Raw genomic sequence first — 22,191 nt, forward strand, 5'->3', positions numbered from 1 at the left:
ATTTATAAATTGTCCCTTTTTTGTTTTTATGCTTTAAACATTTCTTCTTCACCACCACCATCGTAATTATTTTGAGGTCTTTCACGTTTTTTCTTTTGATTGAATCTATACGTAAAATTTAACAATATTTGTCGTTCTCTCCATTGAAATTCTCCTATAGATTCTGTGGTTGGAGAATAGCTTGTAGATTTTCTTTTTCGAGTGTTAAATAAATCGCTTACATTAAGAGAAATAGTTCCTTTCTCTTTAAAAATATCTTTACTGAAAGCTAGGTTAACACTTAACATTCCTTCTCTTTTGGATTGTGCTCCTTCAGATGGTCCCATATAAAATCCAGTTGTTTGCCAATCTATTTCTCCTGGTAAAGTAACTCTAGATACCATTCTAGTGAACCAACTAACATCATCAGAATCATAGCTAATATTATTAAATTCACCGTCAGTAACAGATTTAAAAAAGTTAAAACTATTGTTAAGTCTCCACCATTTAAAAGGGTTATAGTTTGTAGTAAATTCAAAACCATACCTATCTTGTGAGCTTAAATTTATAGGACTTCTTATAATAACTTTTATATGATTTGGGTTTTGAGCATCAGGATTTGTAATTACATTTCCTTCTTTGTCTCTCCATTCATCAACTTGAGCCATTTCTATATTATTTATTGCATGTTGATAGTAAATAGAAGAATTGAAAGTAAATTTATCCCATCTTTTTAAAAACCCTAAATCAAAAGAATTAGTGTATGTTGGGTCAAGATTAATATTTCCAGTTCTAATGTACGTTTCACTGGTTCTTGATTCAAAAGGATTTAAAAACCAGCTTCTTGGTCTTCTTAACCTTCTGCTATATCCTAAAGTTAAACTCTCAGAATCATTAAATTCTAGCCCTAAGTTTACTGTTGGGAAAAATTCTGTGAATTTTTTATTGAAAACTTCATTGGTTTGAAGTAAATTTATTTTTCTATCTGTAGTTTCCATTCTAATACCTAATAGATAAGAAAATTTATCAATTTTTTTACCGTATTGAGTATATAAAGCATAAATATCTTGTTCGAATTTTAATGTGTTAGAAAAATTGGTATTGTTATAAAACTCATTGGTTTCTTCGTTAAAGCTTTCAACTAAATAATCGGTATTTAAATCATTTAAATCAGCCTTAAAGCCAAACTCAAATTGAGCGTCTTTTCCAAGAGGTAACACGTAATCGGCTTTAATTAACATATCTTTTGATTCTTCATCGGTAAAATTTCTTTCAGGATTAAAATCTTTGATGTAAGCATTACTATTCTCTACACTTTTTCCATATTGAAAATCTAAAATTAATTTATGTCCATCGTTTTTAAAATTTTGTGTAAAATTTAAAGAATATTCAGTGGTTTCATCATTTTCTTTTTCGGTTTCAATACGTTCAAAAGTTTCAATTAAATCTTTATTTGAGTTAAATAAATTGCTAAAATTTGTTGATACATCATCTCCATCAGATTTTCTGTAGAGAACCGTTCCAGTAATTGAAGCTTTATCTGTTAAAAAATATTCAACACCAAATCTAGTGTTAAAACGATTATTTTCTCTATCGTATGTTCTTTTTTCGTTTCTGTAATTTAAGATTTCTCCAGTATCATCAAAATAGGTGGTATTATTTTTAGAATTACCAGGAGCATTTCTGTAATTATAGCCAGTACTTGTAAAGTAATTAGCCTTGTTTGTACGGTAATTTAAATTTACAGAGCCACCAAAATTATCTGGAATACCAGCAGTTGCTGTTAAAGAACCATTAAATCCTTGCGCCTTTCCTTTACGTAAAACGATATTTAAAATTCCAGCAGTACCTTCAGCTTCATATCTAGCTGACGGACTGGTAATAACTTCTACTTTTTCAATGGCATCTGCTGGCAATTGGCGTAAAGCATCAGTACCGCTTAAACCTACTAATCCAGAAGGTTTACCATTTACTAATATTCTAACATTTTCATTACCTCGTAAGCTCACATTACCTTCAACATCAACAGAAACAGATGGAACGTTATCTAAAACGTCTGAAGCAGTACCACCTTTAACTGTCATGTCTTTACCTACATTGTATATTTTTTTATCTAAACGAATTTCAACAGTACTTTTTTCTGCAATAACTTCTACTTCATTTAAGGTTTCTGCATTAACTTCAAGAGAAATGACACCTAAATCTGTAGCGCCAGATACTTTGATGTTGTTAAAATTCTTAGTTTTAAATGAAATAAATTCAATAGATATGTTATATACTCCTCTTGAAACTTGAATTTCAAACTCTCCTTTACTATCAGTTATTGCTCCCGTAATAATTTTATTATCTAGGGTTTTAACTACAATTGTTGCGTATTCTAGAGCTTGTTTGGTTTCGTTATCAATTACTTTTCCTGTTAAAGTTACTTTATCATTCAAAGTAGAAACATTCGCATTTATTGAAAAAGTGACTAAACAAAATAATATAATAATTGTTAAATTTCTCATTAATCTTTTTTTAGTTAATTACACTACAAATATAGTTTAGGAACGTATAATTTAGTGTTAACTAGTGTTAATGATTGTTTAGTAAATAATGTTAATAGTTAAATAATAAACTAGTATTATTTTAATGTAAGTGGTTGATAATAAGTATTTTGAATGTTTTAAAAATTTGATTTTAGTGTTAATTTTTATTAAAAATGAGTGTTAAAAAAAACTTAAATTTTAGAGGATAGTTTTTATGATTTCTGGTGGGCGTCCAATTACAGCTTTACCGTTATTAATTACTATTGGTCTTTCAATTAATTTTGGATTTTCAACCATTGCAGTTATAATATCATCGTCAGATAGTTCTTTTCCTTTATAATTTTCTTTCCAAATGGATTCATTTTTTCTAACTAAATCTATAGGAGATATGTTTAAAAGATTTAAAATATTTTGCAATTCTTCTTTAGAGATAGATGATTCTAAATATTTTATAATTTCAAATTCGAAATTAGAGTTTTCTAAGATAGTAAGTCCTTGGCGACTTTTACTGCAACGAGGATTGTGATAAATTTTCATACGTTAAATTTTAACAAAAATAATAATTAAAAATTGGGTTTAAGATCTTTTTTATTAAAATCAATTTGCCTGTCTTTTTTACTTTGATTAAATCTGTAAGTAAATGAAAATAAGATAGTTCTATATTTATTTTTAATTAAGCTTTTAGAAAAGTAGTTGGTATTAAACCTGTTTCTATCTATTTCATTTGATAAAAATAAATCATCAACTCTTAAGCTAAAAGAGGCATCATTATTAAATAAATCTTTATTAATAGCTGCGCTTGCATAGGTATATGCTTTTCTTGTTGAATAGGAGCCTTCAGAAATTAGATGGTGTTTGGCATTTATTTGAAAATTAAAAACTTTTGGTATTTTTATTTGTGTTAATAAACTAAAAGAACCATCAATACTAGCTTTATTATAGTCTAATATAATAATTTCGTTAGCGGCATTGATAGTTTTAAATGTTCCTGTTTGATCAAAATTTACAAGATTAAAATTAGCAGTAAAATTTAAAAATTGATTAGGTTTGTACATGGTGTTTAAGTTAACACCATAATAATCTACTTTACCTAAATTAATAGGTGTAGTGATAACTTTTTTAATAGTATTAATTTGTTCACCAGTTTCATAAGTAACCTCTTGCCAATATCCTTTAAATTTTTGATAAAAGAGTGATGGTGCAAATGTAATTTTAGTTCCATAGTATGTGTATGATAAATTTGCAGCATCAATATAGATAGGTTTTAAGGCAGGATTTCCAATATAGGAAGAAGTTTCACTGTATTTTTGTTCGTAAGGTTGTAAACTAGAATAGCCTGGAGTAGCTAATTTTCTTGACAAGCTTAAGCTTAAACTCTTGAAATCACTTAGGCTATACTCAAAATAGGCAGAGGGTAAAATTTCGTTATAATTATTTTTTTGAACCTCATTTAAAGTCAAATAGTTTGCCTTTAATTCCATAAACTCTGTTCGTAGCCCTAGCCCATAATAGAATTTTTCACTTTCATTTTCAAATTCTATAAAAGCTGCAGTTACATTTTCAGTATAGTTAATATTATTAATTTCTAGTCCACTTATATATTTAAAAGGAATTTTATAATAATTTCCTTTGACTCCTAAAGTATAAGTAGAAGTTTTATTTACAGGACTCACATACTTAACTTCAAAAGAGTTATTTGTAAGTTTGTTTTTTTCCTTATTATATTCGTTTGTAAAATTAGGGTTGGTATTTTCAATGGAATTAATAACATTGTCAATATCCTTAGTATGTGAGATGTATGCTGTTAAACTTTTTCCTTCCTTTTTAAAATTATGGGTAAAATCTGAAATAAATTCAATCATTTCATTAGTTAACTTTCCATTATGATTTCTATCATTAGATTCTATAAAATTATAAGTGTTATCAAAAATCTCAGAATTGGTTAATGTGTTACTTTTATTGATTACTTTCTGATAATTAATGCTTGTAGTTAAGGTGCTTCTTTTAGATAAGTAAAAATCAGTACCTATAGTTCCATACAAAGCTTCTCTTTTGTTATTAAACTCACTTCCTTCATTTAAAAATGAAATGGTATTATTATTTTCAAAATATTCGCTTTCTAAAAACGAATTTTTAATAGGGTTACTTTTGTTATACGATGAGTTTATGAAGAAGTTAATTTTTTCATCTTTATTATTTAATGTAAACAATCCTCCTGAATAATCTTTGTGACCAGCCGTTGCCGTAAGTGATGCGTTTAAACCTTGGTCTTTACCTTTTTTTAAAATAATATTTATAACACTTAATGCGGAAGAACTGTATTGAGCACCTGGATTAGTAATTACTTCAATATTTTCAATTGCGCCAGCAGGTAATGATTTTAAGGCATCAACTCCAGACATTGAAGATGTTCTTCCATTTATCATTACTTGAACATGACTTTGACCTTGTACGGTAATATTTCCGTTGGAATCTACTGAAACTGAAGGAATATTATTTAATACATCTGTAGCAACGCCGCTACTAGAAACAATATCTTTCGCTACATGAAAAACAATTTTATTAGGTTTAAATTCTACAGCTTTTTTTTCTGCAACGATTTCAACTTCTTTTAAAAATTCAGTATCAAGCTCTAATAAAATGGTACCTAAATTAAAATCTTTGGTGATGTTTGAAATGTTTAATTTTTTTGTTTTGTAAGAAATATATTCAACAGTAGCATTATATGTTCCTTCTTCTACGTCAATGGAAAAATTACCACGAGAGTTTGTGATAGCTCCATATTTAATTACATTAGAATTTAGATTTTTAAAAATTATTGACGCAAGTTCGATAGGAATTTTAGATTCTGCATCTATAATTTTTCCTGATATTGAATATGTTTTGGGGTTGTTGTTTTGACTAATACTTAAAAATGGGGTTAGTATAATTAGTAATAGTAAAATTCTTTTCATATAATTCTATTTAATTTATCATAACAATTTTTCAGAATCGTTTTAATAACGATTGCTTAACTTTTTCATAATTTCAAAAATACAAATTATTATGAATAATTAACAGTTTATGTTAAATATTTTGCTGTTTATTAGCTTTTTAAAAGATAAATTTAGAGAAGTCTAAAAGTTTAAGCTAAATTTATTTAATTTATTTGAAAGCTGTGTAGGATTTTCTAAATGAATTCCAGTTATATTGAGTTTTTCTGCTGCCTTAATATTATCTAAATTATCATCAATAAATAATGTTTTTTTTGGGTTTATTTGATATCTATTTAAAATAATATTGTAAATTTTTAAGTATGGTTTTCTCGTTTTTTCTTTACCTGAAACTACGACACCATCAAAATCATAAAAAAAAGGAAATAAGTTTAAAGCCATATCCCATTTTTCAGCACTCCAATTAGTTAAGGCATAAATTTTATAGTTACCGCTTATTTTTAGTTTTTTAAAAATTTCAACATTTTCTTTAATTGCTCCTGAAAACATATGATGCCAATGGTTGTAGTATAATTTAATCCATTTTTCATATTCTGGAAATTCAGTAACTTTAAGTTTAACAGCTTCTTCAATGGTTCTGCCTGCATCTTGTTCCATATTCCATTGTGGGGTACAAATGGTGTTTAAAAACCATTGCACTTTTTCTTCATTGTAATTAAAAACTTTACGGTAAACATACTCAGGTTTCCAGTCGACTAAAACACCACCTAAATCAAAAATAATTGTGTCAAATTCTTTTTTTATCATAGTTCTGTACTAGTATCTTTTTGTCCTTGTTGCATTAAATATGCTTTAATAAAACCATCTAAATCACCATTCATAACAGCATCTACATTGCCAGTTTCGAAATTGGTTCTTACATCTTTAACTAATTTGTATGGATGCATTACGTAATTTCTAATTTGCGAACCAAAATCAATTTTCATTTTATTAGCTTCAATCTCATTGCGTTTTTCACGTTGCTTTTGAAGTTCAATTTCATACAATTGCGATTTTAATAATTGTAAGGCTTTGGTTTTATTTTCTAGTTGAGATCTAGTTTCGGAATTTTCAATCATAATACCAGATGGCTTATGGCGTAATCGAACAGCAGTTTCAACCTTATTTACATTTTGACCACCAGCACCACTTGCTCTCATAGTTTCCCAAGTTATTTCTGATGGATTTATATCAATTTCTATACTATCATCAGCTAACGGGTATACATATACAGAAGCAAAAGAAGTATGGCGCTTTGCATTACTATCAAATGGAGAAATACGAACTAAGCGGTGTACACCATTTTCGCCTTTTAAATATCCAAAAGCATATTCACCATCAATTTCTAATGTTACTGTTTTTATTCCAGCAACATCACCCTCTTGAAAGTTTAATTCTTTAATTTTATAACCTTGTTTTTCACTCCACATCATATACATACGCATTAACATTTGAGCCCAATCACAACTTTCAGTACCACCTGCACCTGCTGTTATTTGGAGCACAGCACTTAAATTATCACCCTCATCAGAAAGCATATTTTTAAACTCTAAACTTTCTACTAAATGTAAAGTTGTATTGTATAATTTTTCAACATCATCTTCAGAAGCTTCTCCTTCGGAAAAGAATTCAAATAAAATAGAAATTTCTTCTAAATTAGTGGTTATGGTGTTAAAATCTTCTACCCATTTTTTTTTGGAACGAAGGTCTTTCATTAAAAGTTCTGCTTCTTTTGGGTTATTCCAAAAATTTGGATTTGCAGCTTTCTCTTCTTCATTTATTACTTCAATTATTTTCTTGTCAATATCAAGGTAAGTTTTTAACTTGCTAATTCGTTCTTGTAATTTATTTAGTTGTTCGTTTGAAATCATATCCGTGTTTAAGTAATACAAAAATAATCTTTCATTTTTAAACAATGAAAATTAATTTTAAGACTAAATTTATTAGATGGATCATTAATCTACTAATTAAAAATCTATTTTATGAAACATTTTATTTATGTATTTATTTTTTTTCTATCTCAGCAAATAGTTGCACAAGGTTTTCAAAAAGTAAAAGAATTGGAGCAATTTAAAGGTTATTTTAATTTTTATTACGATGCTTCTACTGACAGAATTTTTATTGAAGTAAATAATTTAAATGAAGAATTTTTGTATGTAAATTCTTTGGCAGCTGGTATAGGATCTAACGATATAGGTATAGATAGAGGCCAGTTAGGGAATACAGCTGTGGTAAAATTTATAAAGGCAGGAAATAAATTATTATTAATACAACCTAACCAAAATTACAGAGCTGTTAGTAATAATATTGAAGAAAAAAAATCAGTTGAAGAAGCTTTTGCTCAATCTGTTTTATTTGGATTTCCTATTGAAGAAAAAAATAAAGAAAGCTATTTAATAGATGCATCCAAGTTTTTTTTACGAGATGCACATAATGTTGCAGGAAAACTTCAAAATGCTAAGCAAGGAAACTATAAATTAGATTTAAGTAAAAGTGCTTTTTTTATGGAACGCACAAAGGCATTTCCTAAAAATGTTGAATTTGAGGCTATCTTGACTTTTGAAGGTGATGCAAAAGGAAAATTTATTAGAAGTGTAACTCCAAATTCATCTTTTGTTACCGTTCGCCAACATCATTCATTTATTGAATTGCCGGATGATAATTACAAAATGAGAAAATTTGATCCACGTTCTGGAGCTATAGGTTTTTCATATTTAGATTATGCAACTCCTATTGAAGAACCAATTAAAAAACGTTTTATAATTCGACATAGATTAAAAAAAAAAGACCCAGATGCTACTATTAGTGAAGCAAAAGAACCAATTGTTTATTATTTAGATAGGGGAGCACCTGAGCCCATTAAATCAGCACTTTTAGAAGGTGGAAGTTGGTGGAATGAAGCATTTGAAGCTGCAGGTTATAAAAATGCATTTCAGTTTAAAGTATTGCCTGAAGGAGCAGATCCTTTAGATATTAGATATAATGTTGTGCAATGGGTACATAGAAGTACAAGGGGCTGGTCTTATGGTGCAAGTATTGTAGACCCACGAACTGGTGAAATTTTAAAAGGCCATGTTAGTTTAGGTTCATTAAGAATACGTCAGGATTATTTAATAGCACAAGCACTATTAGGTGTTTCTGAAAAAACGGGTGATGAAAACCCATTGTTGCAATTGGCTTTAGCAAGAATTAGACAGCTTTCTGCACATGAAATAGGTCATACTTTAGGCTTTACTCACAATTTTGCTGCAAGTTATAATAATAGGTCTTCGGTAATGGATTATCCACACCCTTATGTGAAATTAATCAATAATAAAATTGATGTATCTAAAGCTTATGAAAAAGGAATTGGTGATTGGGATAAAGTAACTGTTGCATATTCTTATCAAGATTTTCCTAAAAATGTGAATGAGGAAGATGCCTTAAATACTATTATTGAAAGTTCGATTAAAAGAGGAATGAAATTTATCGCAGATTCTGATGCTCGTGCTCAAGGTGGGGCTCATATATATGCACATTTATGGGATAATGGTACAAACCCAGCAAAAGAACTAGATAGAATTTTGAAAGTGAGAGAAACAGCTATTAATAATTTTTCAGTTAAAAACATAAATAAAAATCAGCCATATTCAGTTTTAGAAGATGTTTTTGTTCCGTTATACTTTTTTCATAGATATCAGGTTGAAGCAACTTCAAAATTAATCGGAGGTTTGGATTATTCATATGCTCTAAAAGGTGATAATCAAACTATTGTAAAACCTATAGATGCTTTAATTGAAAAAGAAGCATTACAAAGCTTATTGAATGCTATTAGTGTTGAAACGTTGAAAATTCCAATAAATTTATTAGAATTATTTCCGCCTAGAGCTTATAACTATAATAGAAGTAGGGAGTCTTTTGGTTCAAAAAATGGTGTTGCTTTTGACGCTTTAAATGCGGCTTCAACAGCTTCAGAATTAGTGTTGGATTTATTGTTTAATTCACAAAGAGCTTCAAGAATGATACAGCAGAAAGCACTTTTTAAAAACCAACTAGGCTTAGATGAAATGATTGATATAGTAGTTGAGTCAACTTTTAAAAAGCACTATAAAAGCACCTATGAAAACGAAATTCAACAAAGTATAAATGCTGTTGTACTTCAAAATTTATTGGAATTATGTAGTAATAGTAGTGCCACTTTTCAAGTAAAATCTATTACCTTAGCTAAGGTAAAGGAATTGAAAAATTGGTTTTATCAGAATAGGAATAAAAAGACTAAAGAAGATAGTTTAACTCGTATGTATGAAGAAGGCTATATTGAATTGATTAACAATTTTTTAGCTAATCCTAAACAATTTGAAAAAAAGAATTCACCTAAAATTCCTGATGGTTCGCCTATTGGAAGTGTAAGTTGTAATTTTGGACATTTATAAAATAATTTAATTTAAACTATGCAAATAAATTTAATTAGTGATACTGTAACTAAACCTACAAAAGGCATGTTAAAGGCAATGTTGAATGCTGAAGTTGGAGATGATGTTTTTAAAACTGATCCAACGGTAAATAAGCTTCAAGAAAAAATTGCCAAAATGTTTGGAATGGAAGATGCCTTATTTTTTCCTTCGGGTACAATGGCTAACCAAACAGGAATTAAAATTCATACCCAACCGGGAGATAAAATGTTTTGCGATAAGTATGCACACGTATATAATTATGAAGGTGGAGGGGCAGCTGCAAATTCTGGAGTAACTTCTCACTTAATTGATGGTTCAAGAGGAATGTTTACAACAAACCAGTTAAGTGAAGCTGTTTTAGGGGGTAGATCAGATATTCATGTGCCTTATGCTAGGCTAGTAACTTTAGAAAATACCACCAATAAAGGTGGAGGTGCTTGCTGGGATTTTGAAGAGATATTGAAAATAAAAAAAGTTTGTACAGCTAATAATTTAGCATTGCATTTGGATGGTGCTAGATTGTTTAATGCGTTAGTAGCCAAAAATGAAACTCCTAAGCAATATGGTGAGGTTTTTGACACGATTTCTATTTGTTTGTCAAAAGGTCTTGGAGCCCCTATAGGATCAGTATTATTGGGCACTAAAAAGCATATAGAAAAAGCTTTAAGAGTTAGAAAACTTTTTGGTGGAGCTATGCGTCAGGTTGGATATTTAGCAGCTGCGGGAATTTATGCCTTAGACAATCATGTAGAGAGGTTAGCAATTGATCATACAAGAGCAAAAATTATTGGAGTAGCTCTTCAAAATTGTGAACTGGTTAAAAACGTAGAGCCAATTGAAACAAATATCATTATTTTTAATGTTATAGATTCTATTAATGAGCAAGATTTTATTCAACGACTAAATAGAGCAGGTATTTCATTAATTTCTATGGGACAAGGTAAATTACGCATGGTAACTCATTTAGATTTTACAGAAGAAATGTTAGAAAGAGTAGTTTCAACACTTGAAAATATTTAGAAATTACATGAGGAGTGTAATTTAATATTCGTTTTTACGTCTTACTAAAAAAATAAATAAAATGAATAAAATTTTAGTGAGTATTCTTTTTTGTGTTTTTGCAATAACCATAAATTTTTCGCAAACAAAACAAACAACAAAATCATTAGCAATGACAAAAAAACTTGAAACGGCCACTTTAGCTAATGGGTGTTTTTGGTGTACTGAGGCAATTTTTCAAAGATTGAAAGGAGTAGAGTCTGTTACATCAGGATATTCAGGAGGCACTATTAAAAACCCAGCTTATAGGGAAGTAACTACAGGTAGAACTGGACATGCAGAAGCCATTGAAATTCAATTTAATCCATCAATTATTTCATTTCAAGAAATTTTAGATGTATTTTTTAGTACTCACGATCCTACAACTTTAAATAGACAAGGTTATGATATAGGTACCCAATATCGTTCTGCAGTTTTTTATCACTCTGAAGCTCAAAAAAAAGTTGCAGAAAATTTTATAGAAGCCTTAACCAAAGCGGAGATATTTGATAACCCTATTGTTACTGAAGTAACTAAATTTGAAGCATTTTATAAAGCAGAAGATTATCATCAAAATTATTACAATAATAATAAAAACCAAGGTTATTGTAGAGCGGTAATTAATCCTAAATTAGAAAAATTTATAAAAAAATATAAAGACAAGTTAAAGGAAAATTAATTTGGTATTTTTATTGCAATAAAATTTTAAAAAAATCCTATGACAAAGAAATATAAATTACTTTTTTTAAGCATTTTATTTGATGCAATTGGAATGCTTAGTTTTGTAATTCCATTTATAGGTGAGTTTGCCGATGTAATTTGGGCTCCGTTATCATCTTATTTAATTTATAAAATGTTTAAAGGCACCGAAGGTAAAATTGCCGGATTGGTATCATTTATAGAAGAAGCAGGTATTTTTGGAACAGATTTTTTGCCAACTTTTACATTAACGTGGATTTATAAATACCTTCTTAAAAAAGAAACAGCAACTAAACTTCCTTAAAAAGTTTTTTCAAACCAATTCTTAGTAGTATTTTTTTAGTGAAAAAATTCCAAAAGAATTTAAATTGACCGAAACAAAAACCTACCAAAGGGAGTGTTATTTGATAAATAATGAATATCAATAAAATTCTAATTGGCCAAAAAACCCAAGGATTTTCTTCGCTTATACCTACAATTTCAGTAACCGGTTTTGCAACCCAAGCAGCAAAAGAACCATTTATTGAAAATACAATAATAATAAGCAGAACTTGAAAGTTAGAAGTTAGTCCCCAACGTTTTTTTAATTTCTCCATGTGATTTTGTTTCGCCACAAAAATACATTTATATTTTAAAATGAAAATTTTTCAACGAAAAAAAGGTGAAGCAAAGCTTCACCTTTTATGTATTCTATGTAATTAATTTACTTTCCAAACAAGCCTCCTAATAAACCTCCTAAACCAGCTTTCTTTTTACCACCTGCAGCCATGCCAATAATATCATCTATCACACTACCGTCACCATCTGCATCCAATATTTGGGTTACTAAACTTTGTTCTTTTTGTGCACCAGACCCTAATAAATTTCCTAATAAATTATCAACTCCATTAGCATCTTCAATATTTTTTTGACGAGATTGTTTTCCCAAATATCCCATAATAACTGGAGCTAACATTTTTAATAAACTCATAGCAGAACTCATATCAATACCACTTTTTGTACTGACAGCCTTTGCAACATTTTGTTGTTTACCATTAAAAATATGACCTAAAATACCAGCCCCATCGGTCAATATATCTTTATTTCCTAGTACATCTGTTAAATTGTCTAAAATACTACCATCATGTTTATTGGATAATGCGCCTAGCACACCTTCTGCACCTTTTTGGGTAGATGTATTATTTTTTAGAGCACCTAAAATTAAAGGTAAAGCTGTTGATATTGCCGATGTTGTTTTTACTTTATTTTCTCCTAATTGTGAACTAGCGTTGTTTATTAAGTTTTTTCCTAAATCACTGTTCAATAAATCTATTAATCCTGCCATTTTATTTTTTTAGTTTAAAATTATGGTTGAAAATACATAAAAATAATGATATCAATATAAAATCAAGTTTAAAAATAAAAGATTGCTTTAAAATAAAAAAACTCATGAATCGTTGTATTTTAAATGGCACAGACTTTGTAATAAACAAGCAATAATTATAAAATTTTAACAATATGAAAAAAGTATTTTTAGGTTTAAGTTTATTTTTAGGAATGATTTTCACTTCTCAATCACAAGAAATTTCTAAACATGCATTAGGTATTCGATTAGGTGATAATGATGGTTTTGGAGGTGAAATTTCTTATCAACATCAACTATCTGAAATAAATAGATTAGAATTGGATTTAGGATATAGAGACCATGATAGATATGATGCTTTTAAACTTTCAGGAATTTACCAATGGGTTTGGAATATTGATGAAGGTTTTAATTGGTATGTAGGTTTTGGTGCTGGTATTGGTTTTTGGAGTAATGGAAACAAATATATTGGAAATGGTGATGATGGAGTATTTGTAAACGCTGATGGAAATATTGGAATTGAATATAATTTTGAAATCCCACTATTAATTTCATTAGATTTTAGACCAGAAATTGGAGTTATTGGTGATTATGGTAAAGATACCGATTTAGATTTAGCGATTTCTTTAAGGTATCAATTTTAAAGCAAAACACTGATTTATAATGAAAAAGCACTTTTAGTGCTTTTTTTTATGTTTAAAACACACCGTATTTTTAATTGTATTTTTTTATCTTTCCGAGAATTTTAAAATATTTCAATGAAAAAAATAGCATTGCACTGGCAAATATTAATAGGAATGGCTTTGGGTGTTTTAGTAGGATTAGTATTCACCCAGTTTGAAGGAGGTAAAGAAATAGTACAAGATTGGATAAAACCTTTTGGAAAAATATTTATCAATGCTTTAAAATTAATTGCTGTGCCTTTAATATTGGCTTCGTTAATAAAAGGGGTTTCAGATTTAAAGGATATTTCAAAACTTTCAAAAATGGGAGGAAGAACTATCGGTTTGTATTTAATTACTACTATAGTTGCAGTTTCTATAGGGTTAATGCTTGTTAATGTTATTAAGCCTGGAAATTCAATATCTGAAGACACACGTCAAGAACTTGTTCAAAATTATAGTGGAGATGCTATGAAATATAAAGAGGAAGCTGACAAACAAAAAAGTAGTGGTCCTTTACAAGCGTTGGTTGATATCGTTCCCGACAATATTTTTGGAGCTTCTACCGAAAATAAAAACATGCTCCAAGTCATATTTTTTGCCATATTTTTTGGAATTGGATTAATTTTAATTCCTGAAAAAAAAGCAAAACCTGTCAAAAATTTCTTTGATGGTTTTAATGAAGTGATATTGAAAATGATTGACCTTATTATGCTTGCAGCTCCTTATGGTGTGTTTGCATTATTGGCAGCATTGGTTGTAGAATCTCCAAGTATTGATTTATTTAAAGCACTTGTTTGGTATGCTTTTACGGTAATTTTAGGATTAATTTTAATGATTACTTTTTACAATATAATTGTTTGGATGATTGCAAAAAAAAATCCATCAACGTTTTTAAAGGGTATTTCTCCTGCTCAATTATTGGCTTTTTCAACAAGTAGTAGTGCAGCCACATTACCAGTAACTATGGAAAGAGTAACAGAACATTTAGGTGTAGATGAAGAAGTTAGTAGTTTTGTTTTGCCAATTGGAGCAACAATTAATATGGATGGTACAAGTTTGTATCAAGCAGTAGCTGCTGTTTTTATAGCTCAAGCGTTTGGAATGGATTTATCTTTCGGTGTTCAATTAGGAATTATTGCCACAGCAACTTTAGCTAGTATAGGTTCTGCTGCTGTACCAGGGGCAGGAATGGTAATGCTAGTAATAGTTTTAGGTCAAGCAGGTATACCCGAAGCAGGTTTGGCTTTAATATTTGCTATTGACAGACCATTAGATATGTGTAGAACCACTGTAAATGTAACAGGAGATGCCTCTGTTTCTATGTTAGTTGCAAAGTCTTTAGGAAAACTTCATAAACCTAAAGTAAAGGAATGGGATGACAATTACCATAAAAAATAATTTTTGATAGTTATAAAAATCGACTTTTTAAATCTTTAGAAGGAAGCATACAGGTATTTTTTTTGCCATACCATTTGTACCTATTTTTGGCAATATAATCATATATTTTATCACGTAATATTTTAGGAATCAAGATAAAAATATAGAGTAGTTGAAATCCATTATTTAACTTCTTTGCAATTCTTAAAACTGCTGTAGATTTTTCATAAACAATAGTGTCTTCAATTAAAATAATTGAATCAAAAATAATTTTATTCAAAGAATGATGTAACAAAATTTCTTTTGCTGCGTCTGATTGTAGTGAGGCAAATAAAAAATATTTCTTTTTATCGTGTTTAATTATAAAATTAACTGAGGAATTACAAAGGTTACAAACACCATCAAAAAGAATAATAGATTTGTTTTTATAAATGTTCATGAGGTAAAATTAAGTATTTTCTTTTAACAAAAAATTAATAGCATCTCTCAATAGCAATTTATAAATTCGTTTAAAACAACAAACCCAAATGATTAAGATTGAAAAACTACACAAATCATATCCAATAGGAAAAGACTCATTACATGTTTTAAAAGGACTAGATTTACACATAAAAGAAGGAGAATTTGTTTCCATTATGGGGTCATCAGGTTCAGGAAAATCAACGTTGTTAAATATTGTTGGTTTATTAGATAACCATGATGCTGGAAACTATTATTTAAATGGTCAATTAATTGAAAACTTAGATGAAAAAAAGGCAGCTATATTAAGAAATAAATTTTTAGGATTTGTCTTTCAATCGTTTAATTTAATTAATTATAAATCAGCTTTAGAAAATGTTGCTCTTCCATTATATTATCAAGGAATGGGAAGAAAAGAACGTCAAAAAATAGCACTTCAATATTTAGATAAAGTGGGCATTGCCGATTGGGCAAATCATTTACCTAGTGAGCTTTCTGGAGGACAAAAACAACGTGTTGCTATAGCTAGGGCATTGGTTACTAAGCCAAAAGTTGTATTGGCAGATGAGCCTACAGGAGCATTAGATTCAACAACATCACATTCTGTAATGGAATTGTTAAAAGAAATTAACAGAGAAGGTATGACGGTTTTTGTAATTACTCACGAAGAAGATATTGCAGAAGAAACAGATAGAATTGTACGTTTAAAGGATGGAGTAATTATTAGTGATGAAAAAACTCTAAAAAAATCAAAAGCATAAGGTATGTTTGATATAGACCGTTGGCAAGAAATATTCCAAGCACTTAATAAAAATAAGTTGAGAACTGCTTTATCCGGTTTTACCATAGCATTTGCAATTTTGCTATTTACCTTATTATTTGGTGTTGGAAATGGATTGAAACATACATTTGAAAAACAATTTGCAGGTGATGCTACAAATTCAGTATATATAAATTCTGGAAGAACTACAAAACCGTATAAAGGGTTGCAAAGTGGTAGAAGAATTCAATATAGAAATGATGATATGAAATTTATAAATGAAAAATTTGAAGATAAAATTCAATTTTTCAGCCCCAATATTCAGCGTAATATGCAGGTGATTTATAAAGGAGAGCAAAACAGATATAATGTTAGAGGTGTTTATCCAGATTATCAACCTTTAGAGTCAGCTGTTATTCAAGATGGTAGATTTTTAACTTATTTAGATTTGGAAAGAAGGTCTAAAGTAGTAGCTATAGGAAGACTTGTTGAAAAAGATTTATTTGGGAACAAACATGCTTTAGGTAAGAATATTAATATTGAAGGTATTTCTTATAAAGTTGTAGGTGTTTTTAATGATCCTGGAGGAGACAATGATGAACGCTATATTTACACCCCTTTCACCACTTTTCAAGGAATGTATAAACCTAATGATGAGTTAGATTATATAGGACTCACATTCAATCCAAAATTGACAGTTGATCAGGCATTAGCATTCACAAACTCATTAACAAAATTGTTAAAAGAAAAGCATAGTGTTGATCCAAGAGATCAAGGAGCAATTAGAGTAAGAAATTATGCCGAAGGAACTAAAAATGTTGAGCAGTTTATGGGGGTATTAAATATAATTATTTTATTTATAGGTATAGGTACACTTGTAGCTGGTATTATTGGGATTAGCAATATAATGGTTTATATAGTAAAAGAACGTACTAAAGAACTTGGTATTAGAAAAGCTCTAGGAGCTACTCCTAAGTCTATTGTAGGCATGATTATGATGGAATCAATATTTGTGACCGCTATCGCAGGATATTCAGGATTGTTATTAGGTGTTTTCGCATTAGAATCTTTAGGAGATAGTTTAGAAAAATATTTCATTTTAAACCCAAGTGTAGAAACGTATGTTGTAGTAGGGGCTACAATTGTATTAGTTATAGCAGGTACCATTGCAGGCTATATTCCAGCAAAAAGAGCAGCAAGTATTAAACCAATTGTAGCACTAAATGACGAATAATTATGAGTTTTTTATTTGATAAAGATACATGGCAAGAAATTTATAGTAGCATACGTAAAAATAAAATGCGTACTGGAATTACTATCATAGGGGTTATGTGGGGTATTTTTTTATTGGTTGTATTATTAGGTGCAGCAAAAGGCGTTGAAAATAATTTTAACAAGTTATTTGGAAATTTTGCAACAAATAGTGTTTTTGTGTGGGCGCAATCAACAAGTAAACCTTTTAAAGGATTTCAAGAAGGTAAAGGACTCACTTTAAAAATGACGGATTTAGATAATATTAAAAATGAAATTGAAGGTCTTGAATTTGTGGTGCCACGTCATCAAACACAGGCATTAGCTATTAATAATTTTAAATCTGGTAATTTCGGAATCTTTGGTGATTATCCAGAGCTAGATAAAGTTCAAAAGAAAGATTTGGTGTATGGAAGATTTATAAATGACAATGATATTAAAGAAAAGAAAAAAGTTTGTGTTATTGAAGAAGAAATTTATAAACAATTATTTGATAAAGATGTGTACCCTATAGGACAATATATAAAGATTAATAATATTAATTACAATGTGGTTGGTATGTACAAACAAGGTCAAGTTGGTACTGGAGGTCCACAAGGAAATATACACATTCCTTTTACTACTTTTCAACAAGTTTATAATAGGGGAAATACTATCGGATGGATGATGATTACAGGTAAACCTGAATATGATATCAAACAAATTGAAGCTGATGTTAAATTACTTTTAAGAAATTTACATAAGGTTCATCCTCAAGATGAAAGAGCCTTTGGAAGTTTTAATTTAGGGGAAAGAATTGCTCAAGTAACAGGTTTTTTAACTGGAATGCAATTTTTAACTTGGTTTGTGGGTATAGCAACATTAATTGCTGGAGTATTTGCTATTGGAAATATTTTATTAATTACTGTAAAAGAAAGAACCAAGGAAATTGGGATTAGACGTGCAATTGGTGCAAAACCTTGGGAAATTAAACGACAAATTATATTAGAGTCTGTATTTTTAACTAGCATTGCAGGAGCGCTTGGAATTATATTTGGAGGCCTTGTATTAATGCTGATAGACGCTACAATTGGGAGTGGCCCAGAGGCCGCATTAACAAATCCAACAGTAGATATTCCTGTAATAATTATTGCAGCTGTTACCTTGGTAGTTTTAGGAACATTAATTGGGTTAATACCAGCGCAAACCGCAGTAAGCATTAGACCAATTGAAGCATTAAGAGAAGAGTAAGAAAAATAATTTAAGTACTATTTTTCAACATATTTAATAAAAAAACAACTAATAAGAAAATAAATAACTAATGAAAAAAACATTAATTTTTGGAGGAATAGCAGTAGCACTAATAGCTGTTTTGCTTTGGTTTGGAGCTAAAAATAGCAAATCACCCATTCAATATGAAACAGAAAAAGCTTTTAAAACTAATATAGTTAAAAAAACAGTAGCTACAGGAAAAGTAGTTCCGTTGGAGGAGGCTGAAATTAAACCTAAAGTTTCAGGAATAATTGAAGAAATTTTTGTTGAAGAAGGAGCACAAGTTGAAGTTGGTGACCTAATAGCTACCATTAGAGTAGTTCCTAATGTTCAATCTTTAAATAGTGCACAAGGGAATGTTAAAAATGCTCAATTACGTTTTGATAACTCAAAAACATTATATGATAGAAATAAAAAACTTTTTGAGAAAGGGGTTATTTCTGAACAAGAATTTGAAACTGCTGAGTTAAATTATAATAGTGCATTACAAGATTTAAGAAATGCTCAAGATAACCTTCAAATTATCAAAAAAGGTTCAGCTGCTGGAATGGGAAAAACAGCAAATACTTTTGTAAAAGCAGAAATTTCGGGAACTATATTAGAAATTCCAGTTCGTAAAGGAAATCAAGTAATTGAAAGTAACACATTTAATGCTGGAACTACCATTGCTACAATTGCTGACATGACAAAAATGATTTTTGAAGGTAAAGTAGATGAGGCTGAAGTAGGTAAAATAAAAAATGGAACTGTATTAGAAGTATCATTAGGAGCGATAGAAAAAAAGAAGTATCCAGCTAAATTAAACTTTATTGCTCCAAAAGGAACTGAAGAAAATGGTGCAGTTCAATTTAAAATTAAAGGAGATGTAACGCTAGACGATGAGTTTTTTGTACGTGCAGGTTATAGTGCCAATGCAGATATAGTTTTAGATAAAAAAGACAGTGTTTTATCTATTAAAGAAGCATTATTACAATTTGATAAAAAAACAGAAACTCCTTATGTGGAAGTCAAAGTTGGTGATCAAGAATTTGAAAGACGTGATGTAGAATTAGGAATTTCAGATGGAATCAATGTTGAAATATTATCAGGTGTTACTTTAGATGATGATATTAAAATATGGAATAAAACTTCCAAAAAAGAGGAAGAAGAAGGGAATAATTAATAGTTAAAAAAAACTATTTATAAAAAGCGTTTTAATTTTAATTAAGACGCTTTTTTTGTATCTTTATACAAGTACTTATTTAAAAGCAACAATCTCTGTTTAAACAATTATTATATGATTTATATCAGAGAAAAATTAAAATAAAATAATGAACTTTATAGTATAATATTAAAAGCAATTCGTATATGGAAAGTCAGTTAGTATTCTTAAGTGATCTTAATTTCAACTTAGATGTTTGGAAAAGAGAATTAAAATTTCAAGAAAGTGAAATGGATTATTTTGAAGAAAAATTAGAACATGTAGCTATGCGTAATCTTGGAAATGAGGTTATGATACAATTAGAAGGGTTTCAAAATAAAATAATTCGTGAACGTGAAGTAATGGGTCATTTAAGACATAGAATTAGAATGAAAAAACGTGAATTGGCTAAAGCTAAAGTGGATAATTCACAAGAAATAGTATTTCAAGAAAAACAAATTTTATTGAAAGATGAAATGAAAACTTTTGTAAAAATGCATTACCAATTAAAAGAAGATATGATGGATTTCTTCTTAAAGTATTTGTAAAAATTAAAAAAGCCGCTAAATGCGGCTTTTTTTGTTATTGAAACTGTTTGGATATTATTTCAGCCTTTTTTGAGGTTGAATAATCATAAAATCCTTCTCCAGATTTTGCACCTAACTTACCAGCTTGTACCATATTTACCAATAGTGGACATGGAGCATATTTTGGATTTTTAAATCCATCATACATTACATTTAAAATAGATAAACACACATCTAAACCAATAAAATCAGCTAACTGTAAAGGTCCCATTGGATGTGCCATACCTAACTTCATTACTGTGTCAATTTCATAAACACCAGCAACACCATTATAAAGTGTTTCAATAGCTTCATTTAACATTGGCATTAAAATTCTATTAGCAACAAATCCTGGGTAATCATTTACTTCAACTGGTACTTTATGTAGCTTTTCGGAAAGTTCCATAATAGTTTTGGTTACGTTATTACTGGTATTATAACCTCTAATAATTTCAACCAATTTCATAATTGGAACAGGATTCATAAAATGCATTCCAATAACTTTTTCGGGTCTTTTGGTGGCTGCGGCAATTTTGGTAATTGAAATTGATGAAGTATTTGATGCCAAAATAGCATTTTGAGGAGCTACATCGTCTAATTGCTTAAAAATTTTAAGCTTTAAATCTACATTTTCGGTTGCAGCTTCTACAACTAAATCAATATTTTTTACACCTTCTACAATAGAAGTAAATGAAGTTATATTATTTAGTGTTTGAGTTTTAGTGGCTTCAGTAATTTTTTCTTTAGCTAATAATCTATCGAGATTTTTAGTAATGGTAGAAATTCCTTTATTAATAGCATCTTGAGAAATATCTATTAAATGAACGTTGTAATTGTTTTGAGCAAACACATGAGCTATGCCATTTCCCATAGTACCAGCTCCTATAACTGCAATATTTTTCATTGGTTTATAATTTTAATGTTAGTTGACCTTTTAAATAAGTAATTGCTTGTCCACTTATTTCAACTCGGTTATTTAAATATTCGCAATTTAATAAACCTGTCCTTTTTGAAAGCTGTTTAGCGGTTAATTTATTTTTATTCAATTTTGAAGCCCAATAGGGTATAAGTAACGTGTGAGCAGATCCAGTTACTGGATCTTCATCAATACCAATTTTTGGAGCAAAAAAACGAGAAACAAAATCTGTATTTTCCCCTTTAGCCGTCACAATAATACCAGAGAATGCTACTTTTTTTAATTTGCTAAAATTTGGTTTCAAGTTTTGTATAGTTTCTTCATCTTTTAGCACTACCATACATTTCCATTTGCCTGTAAATGTTTTTATGATAGTACAATTTAACGCTTCTTGTAAAAGTTGAGGAGTAACAATTTCTTGATATTTCTCAGATGGGAAATTAAGCGTGTACCAATCGTTATTTTTTGTTACGCTTAAAATTCCACTTTTGGAATGAAATTCTATTTTTTTATGTTGATAGTTAAATTCTGAAAAAATAATATGAGCAGCGGCTAATGTAGCGTGTCCACATAAATCAATTTCGCAAGTTGGTGTGTACCATTTTATTTCAAAATGATTTTCTTTTTCAACAAAAAAAACAGTTTCAGATAAATTATTTTCTTCAGCTATGGCTTGCATTAATTCATTTGAAATCCATTGACTTAAAGGACAAACCGCAGCGGGGTTTCCTTTAAATAATTTGTTGGTAAAAGCATCAACTTGATAAATAGTCAT

Annotated in this window: 21 protein-coding genes; 11 read left to right on the forward strand and 10 right to left on the reverse strand. The window is 29.2% G+C overall.

The genetic code is table 11. From position 1 onward, the window contains the following. Positions 1-26: 26 nt before the first annotated feature. The 5 genes from Q0714_RS00350 to prfB form a co-directional block, all read right to left on the reverse strand. Complete coding sequence (locus Q0714_RS00350) at positions 27-2,486, reverse strand: TonB-dependent receptor (protein ID WP_298262304.1); 2,460 nt, start codon at positions 2,484-2,486, stop codon at positions 27-29. A gap of 219 nt (positions 2,487-2,705) precedes the next feature. Then, positions 2,706-3,044, reverse strand: a complete 339-nt coding sequence (gene arsC, locus Q0714_RS00355; RefSeq protein WP_298262305.1) for an arsenate reductase (glutaredoxin) — start codon at positions 3,042-3,044, stop codon at positions 2,706-2,708. 26 nt (positions 3,045-3,070) lie between these two features. Beyond that, positions 3,071-5,461 (reverse strand): outer membrane beta-barrel family protein, encoded by a 2,391-nt coding sequence (locus tag Q0714_RS00360; protein WP_298262306.1) that lies wholly within the window; start codon positions 5,459-5,461, stop codon positions 3,071-3,073. A gap of 162 nt (positions 5,462-5,623) precedes the next feature. Beyond that, a complete protein-coding gene (locus Q0714_RS00365; RefSeq protein WP_298262307.1) occupies positions 5,624-6,247 on the reverse strand; it encodes an HAD family phosphatase in 624 nt (207 codons plus the stop codon). Continuing rightward, positions 6,244-7,350 carry a peptide chain release factor 2 gene (gene prfB / locus Q0714_RS00370; RefSeq protein ID WP_298262308.1) on the reverse strand — a complete coding sequence of 369 codons (1,107 nt, stop codon included), beginning with the start codon at positions 7,348-7,350 and terminating at the stop codon, positions 6,244-6,246. Before prfB ends, Q0714_RS00365 begins: the two co-directional genes overlap by 4 nt. Before the next feature lie 111 nt (positions 7,351-7,461). Between prfB and Q0714_RS00375 the strand changes: the two genes are divergently transcribed. The 4 genes from Q0714_RS00375 (at position 7,462) to Q0714_RS00390 (ending at position 11,953) form a co-directional block, all read left to right on the forward strand. Beyond that, positions 7,462-9,891: a zinc-dependent metalloprotease gene (locus tag Q0714_RS00375; protein WP_298262309.1), complete on the forward strand. Its 2,430-nt coding sequence runs from the start codon at positions 7,462-7,464 to the stop codon at positions 9,889-9,891. An 18-nt stretch (positions 9,892-9,909) separates the two neighbouring features. Further along, the gene (locus Q0714_RS00380; protein ID WP_298262310.1) at positions 9,910-10,932 is read left to right on the forward strand and encodes a low specificity L-threonine aldolase; all 1,023 of its coding nucleotides are present in this window, start codon (positions 9,910-9,912) and stop codon (positions 10,930-10,932) included. A 151-nt stretch (positions 10,933-11,083) separates the two neighbouring features. Beyond that, positions 11,084-11,629 (forward strand): peptide-methionine (S)-S-oxide reductase MsrA, encoded by a 546-nt coding sequence (gene msrA, locus Q0714_RS00385; RefSeq protein ID WP_298262598.1) that lies wholly within the window; start codon positions 11,084-11,086, stop codon positions 11,627-11,629. Between the two features lie 39 nt (positions 11,630-11,668). Beyond that, on the forward strand, positions 11,669-11,953 hold the full coding sequence (locus Q0714_RS00390) for a hypothetical protein (RefSeq protein ID WP_298262311.1): 285 nt from the start codon (positions 11,669-11,671) through the stop codon (positions 11,951-11,953). Here the strand turns inward: Q0714_RS00390 and Q0714_RS00395 are convergent. Together Q0714_RS00395 and Q0714_RS00400 are read right to left on the reverse strand one after the other, a co-directional pair. After that, a complete protein-coding gene (locus Q0714_RS00395) occupies positions 11,940-12,245 on the reverse strand; it encodes a DUF6787 family protein (protein ID WP_298262312.1) in 306 nt (101 codons plus the stop codon). The two genes, Q0714_RS00390 and Q0714_RS00395, sit on opposite strands and share 14 nt — an antisense overlap. A gap of 107 nt (positions 12,246-12,352) precedes the next feature. Next, the gene (locus Q0714_RS00400; protein WP_298262313.1) at positions 12,353-12,973 is read right to left on the reverse strand and encodes a DUF937 domain-containing protein; all 621 of its coding nucleotides are present in this window, start codon (positions 12,971-12,973) and stop codon (positions 12,353-12,355) included. 173 nt (positions 12,974-13,146) lie between these two features. Between Q0714_RS00400 and Q0714_RS00405 the strand changes: the two genes are divergently transcribed. Then, positions 13,147-13,635 carry a hypothetical protein gene (locus tag Q0714_RS00405; protein WP_298262314.1) on the forward strand — a complete coding sequence of 163 codons (489 nt, stop codon included), beginning with the start codon at positions 13,147-13,149 and terminating at the stop codon, positions 13,633-13,635. A gap of 114 nt (positions 13,636-13,749) precedes the next feature. Then, positions 13,750-15,054 carry a dicarboxylate/amino acid:cation symporter gene (locus Q0714_RS00410; RefSeq protein ID WP_298262315.1) on the forward strand — a complete coding sequence of 435 codons (1,305 nt, stop codon included), beginning with the start codon at positions 13,750-13,752 and terminating at the stop codon, positions 15,052-15,054. A gap of 10 nt (positions 15,055-15,064) precedes the next feature. Here the strand turns inward: Q0714_RS00410 and Q0714_RS00415 are convergent, their stop codons facing one another. After that, positions 15,065-15,472: a thiol-disulfide oxidoreductase DCC family protein gene (locus Q0714_RS00415; RefSeq protein ID WP_298262316.1), complete on the reverse strand. Its 408-nt coding sequence runs from the start codon at positions 15,470-15,472 to the stop codon at positions 15,065-15,067. 88 nt (positions 15,473-15,560) lie between these two features. Between Q0714_RS00415 and Q0714_RS00420 the strand changes: the two genes are divergently transcribed. The 5 genes from Q0714_RS00420 (at position 15,561) to Q0714_RS00440 (ending at position 20,482) form a co-directional block, all read left to right on the forward strand. After that, complete coding sequence (locus tag Q0714_RS00420; RefSeq protein ID WP_298262317.1) at positions 15,561-16,253, forward strand: ABC transporter ATP-binding protein; 693 nt, start codon at positions 15,561-15,563, stop codon at positions 16,251-16,253. Between the two features lie 3 nt (positions 16,254-16,256). Next, on the forward strand, positions 16,257-17,486 hold the full coding sequence (locus Q0714_RS00425) for an ABC transporter permease (protein ID WP_298262318.1): 1,230 nt from the start codon (positions 16,257-16,259) through the stop codon (positions 17,484-17,486). Positions 17,487-17,488: 2 nt separating this feature from the next. Further along, complete coding sequence (locus Q0714_RS00430; protein ID WP_298262319.1) at positions 17,489-18,733, forward strand: ABC transporter permease; 1,245 nt, start codon at positions 17,489-17,491, stop codon at positions 18,731-18,733. 70 nt (positions 18,734-18,803) lie between these two features. Continuing rightward, positions 18,804-19,916, forward strand: coding sequence for an efflux RND transporter periplasmic adaptor subunit (locus Q0714_RS00435; RefSeq protein WP_298262320.1), 1,113 nt, complete (start codon positions 18,804-18,806; stop codon positions 19,914-19,916). 185 nt (positions 19,917-20,101) lie between these two features. After that, positions 20,102-20,482, forward strand: coding sequence for a hypothetical protein (locus Q0714_RS00440; RefSeq protein WP_298262321.1), 381 nt, complete (start codon positions 20,102-20,104; stop codon positions 20,480-20,482). A 34-nt stretch (positions 20,483-20,516) separates the two neighbouring features. Here Q0714_RS00440 and Q0714_RS00445 read toward each other — a convergent pair whose 3' ends face one another. Together Q0714_RS00445 and Q0714_RS00450 are read right to left on the reverse strand one after the other, a co-directional pair. After that, positions 20,517-21,404 carry a 3-hydroxyacyl-CoA dehydrogenase family protein gene (locus tag Q0714_RS00445; RefSeq protein WP_298262322.1) on the reverse strand — a complete coding sequence of 296 codons (888 nt, stop codon included), beginning with the start codon at positions 21,402-21,404 and terminating at the stop codon, positions 20,517-20,519. A 4-nt stretch (positions 21,405-21,408) separates the two neighbouring features. Then, positions 21,409-22,191, reverse strand: coding sequence for a PhzF family phenazine biosynthesis protein (locus tag Q0714_RS00450; protein WP_298262323.1), 783 nt, complete (start codon positions 22,189-22,191; stop codon positions 21,409-21,411).

Origin of the sequence: uncultured Lutibacter sp. (assembly GCF_947493565.1) — a bacterium.
In the GTDB taxonomy this organism is placed as follows: Bacteria; Bacteroidota; Bacteroidia; order Flavobacteriales; family Flavobacteriaceae; genus Lutibacter; species Lutibacter aestuarii.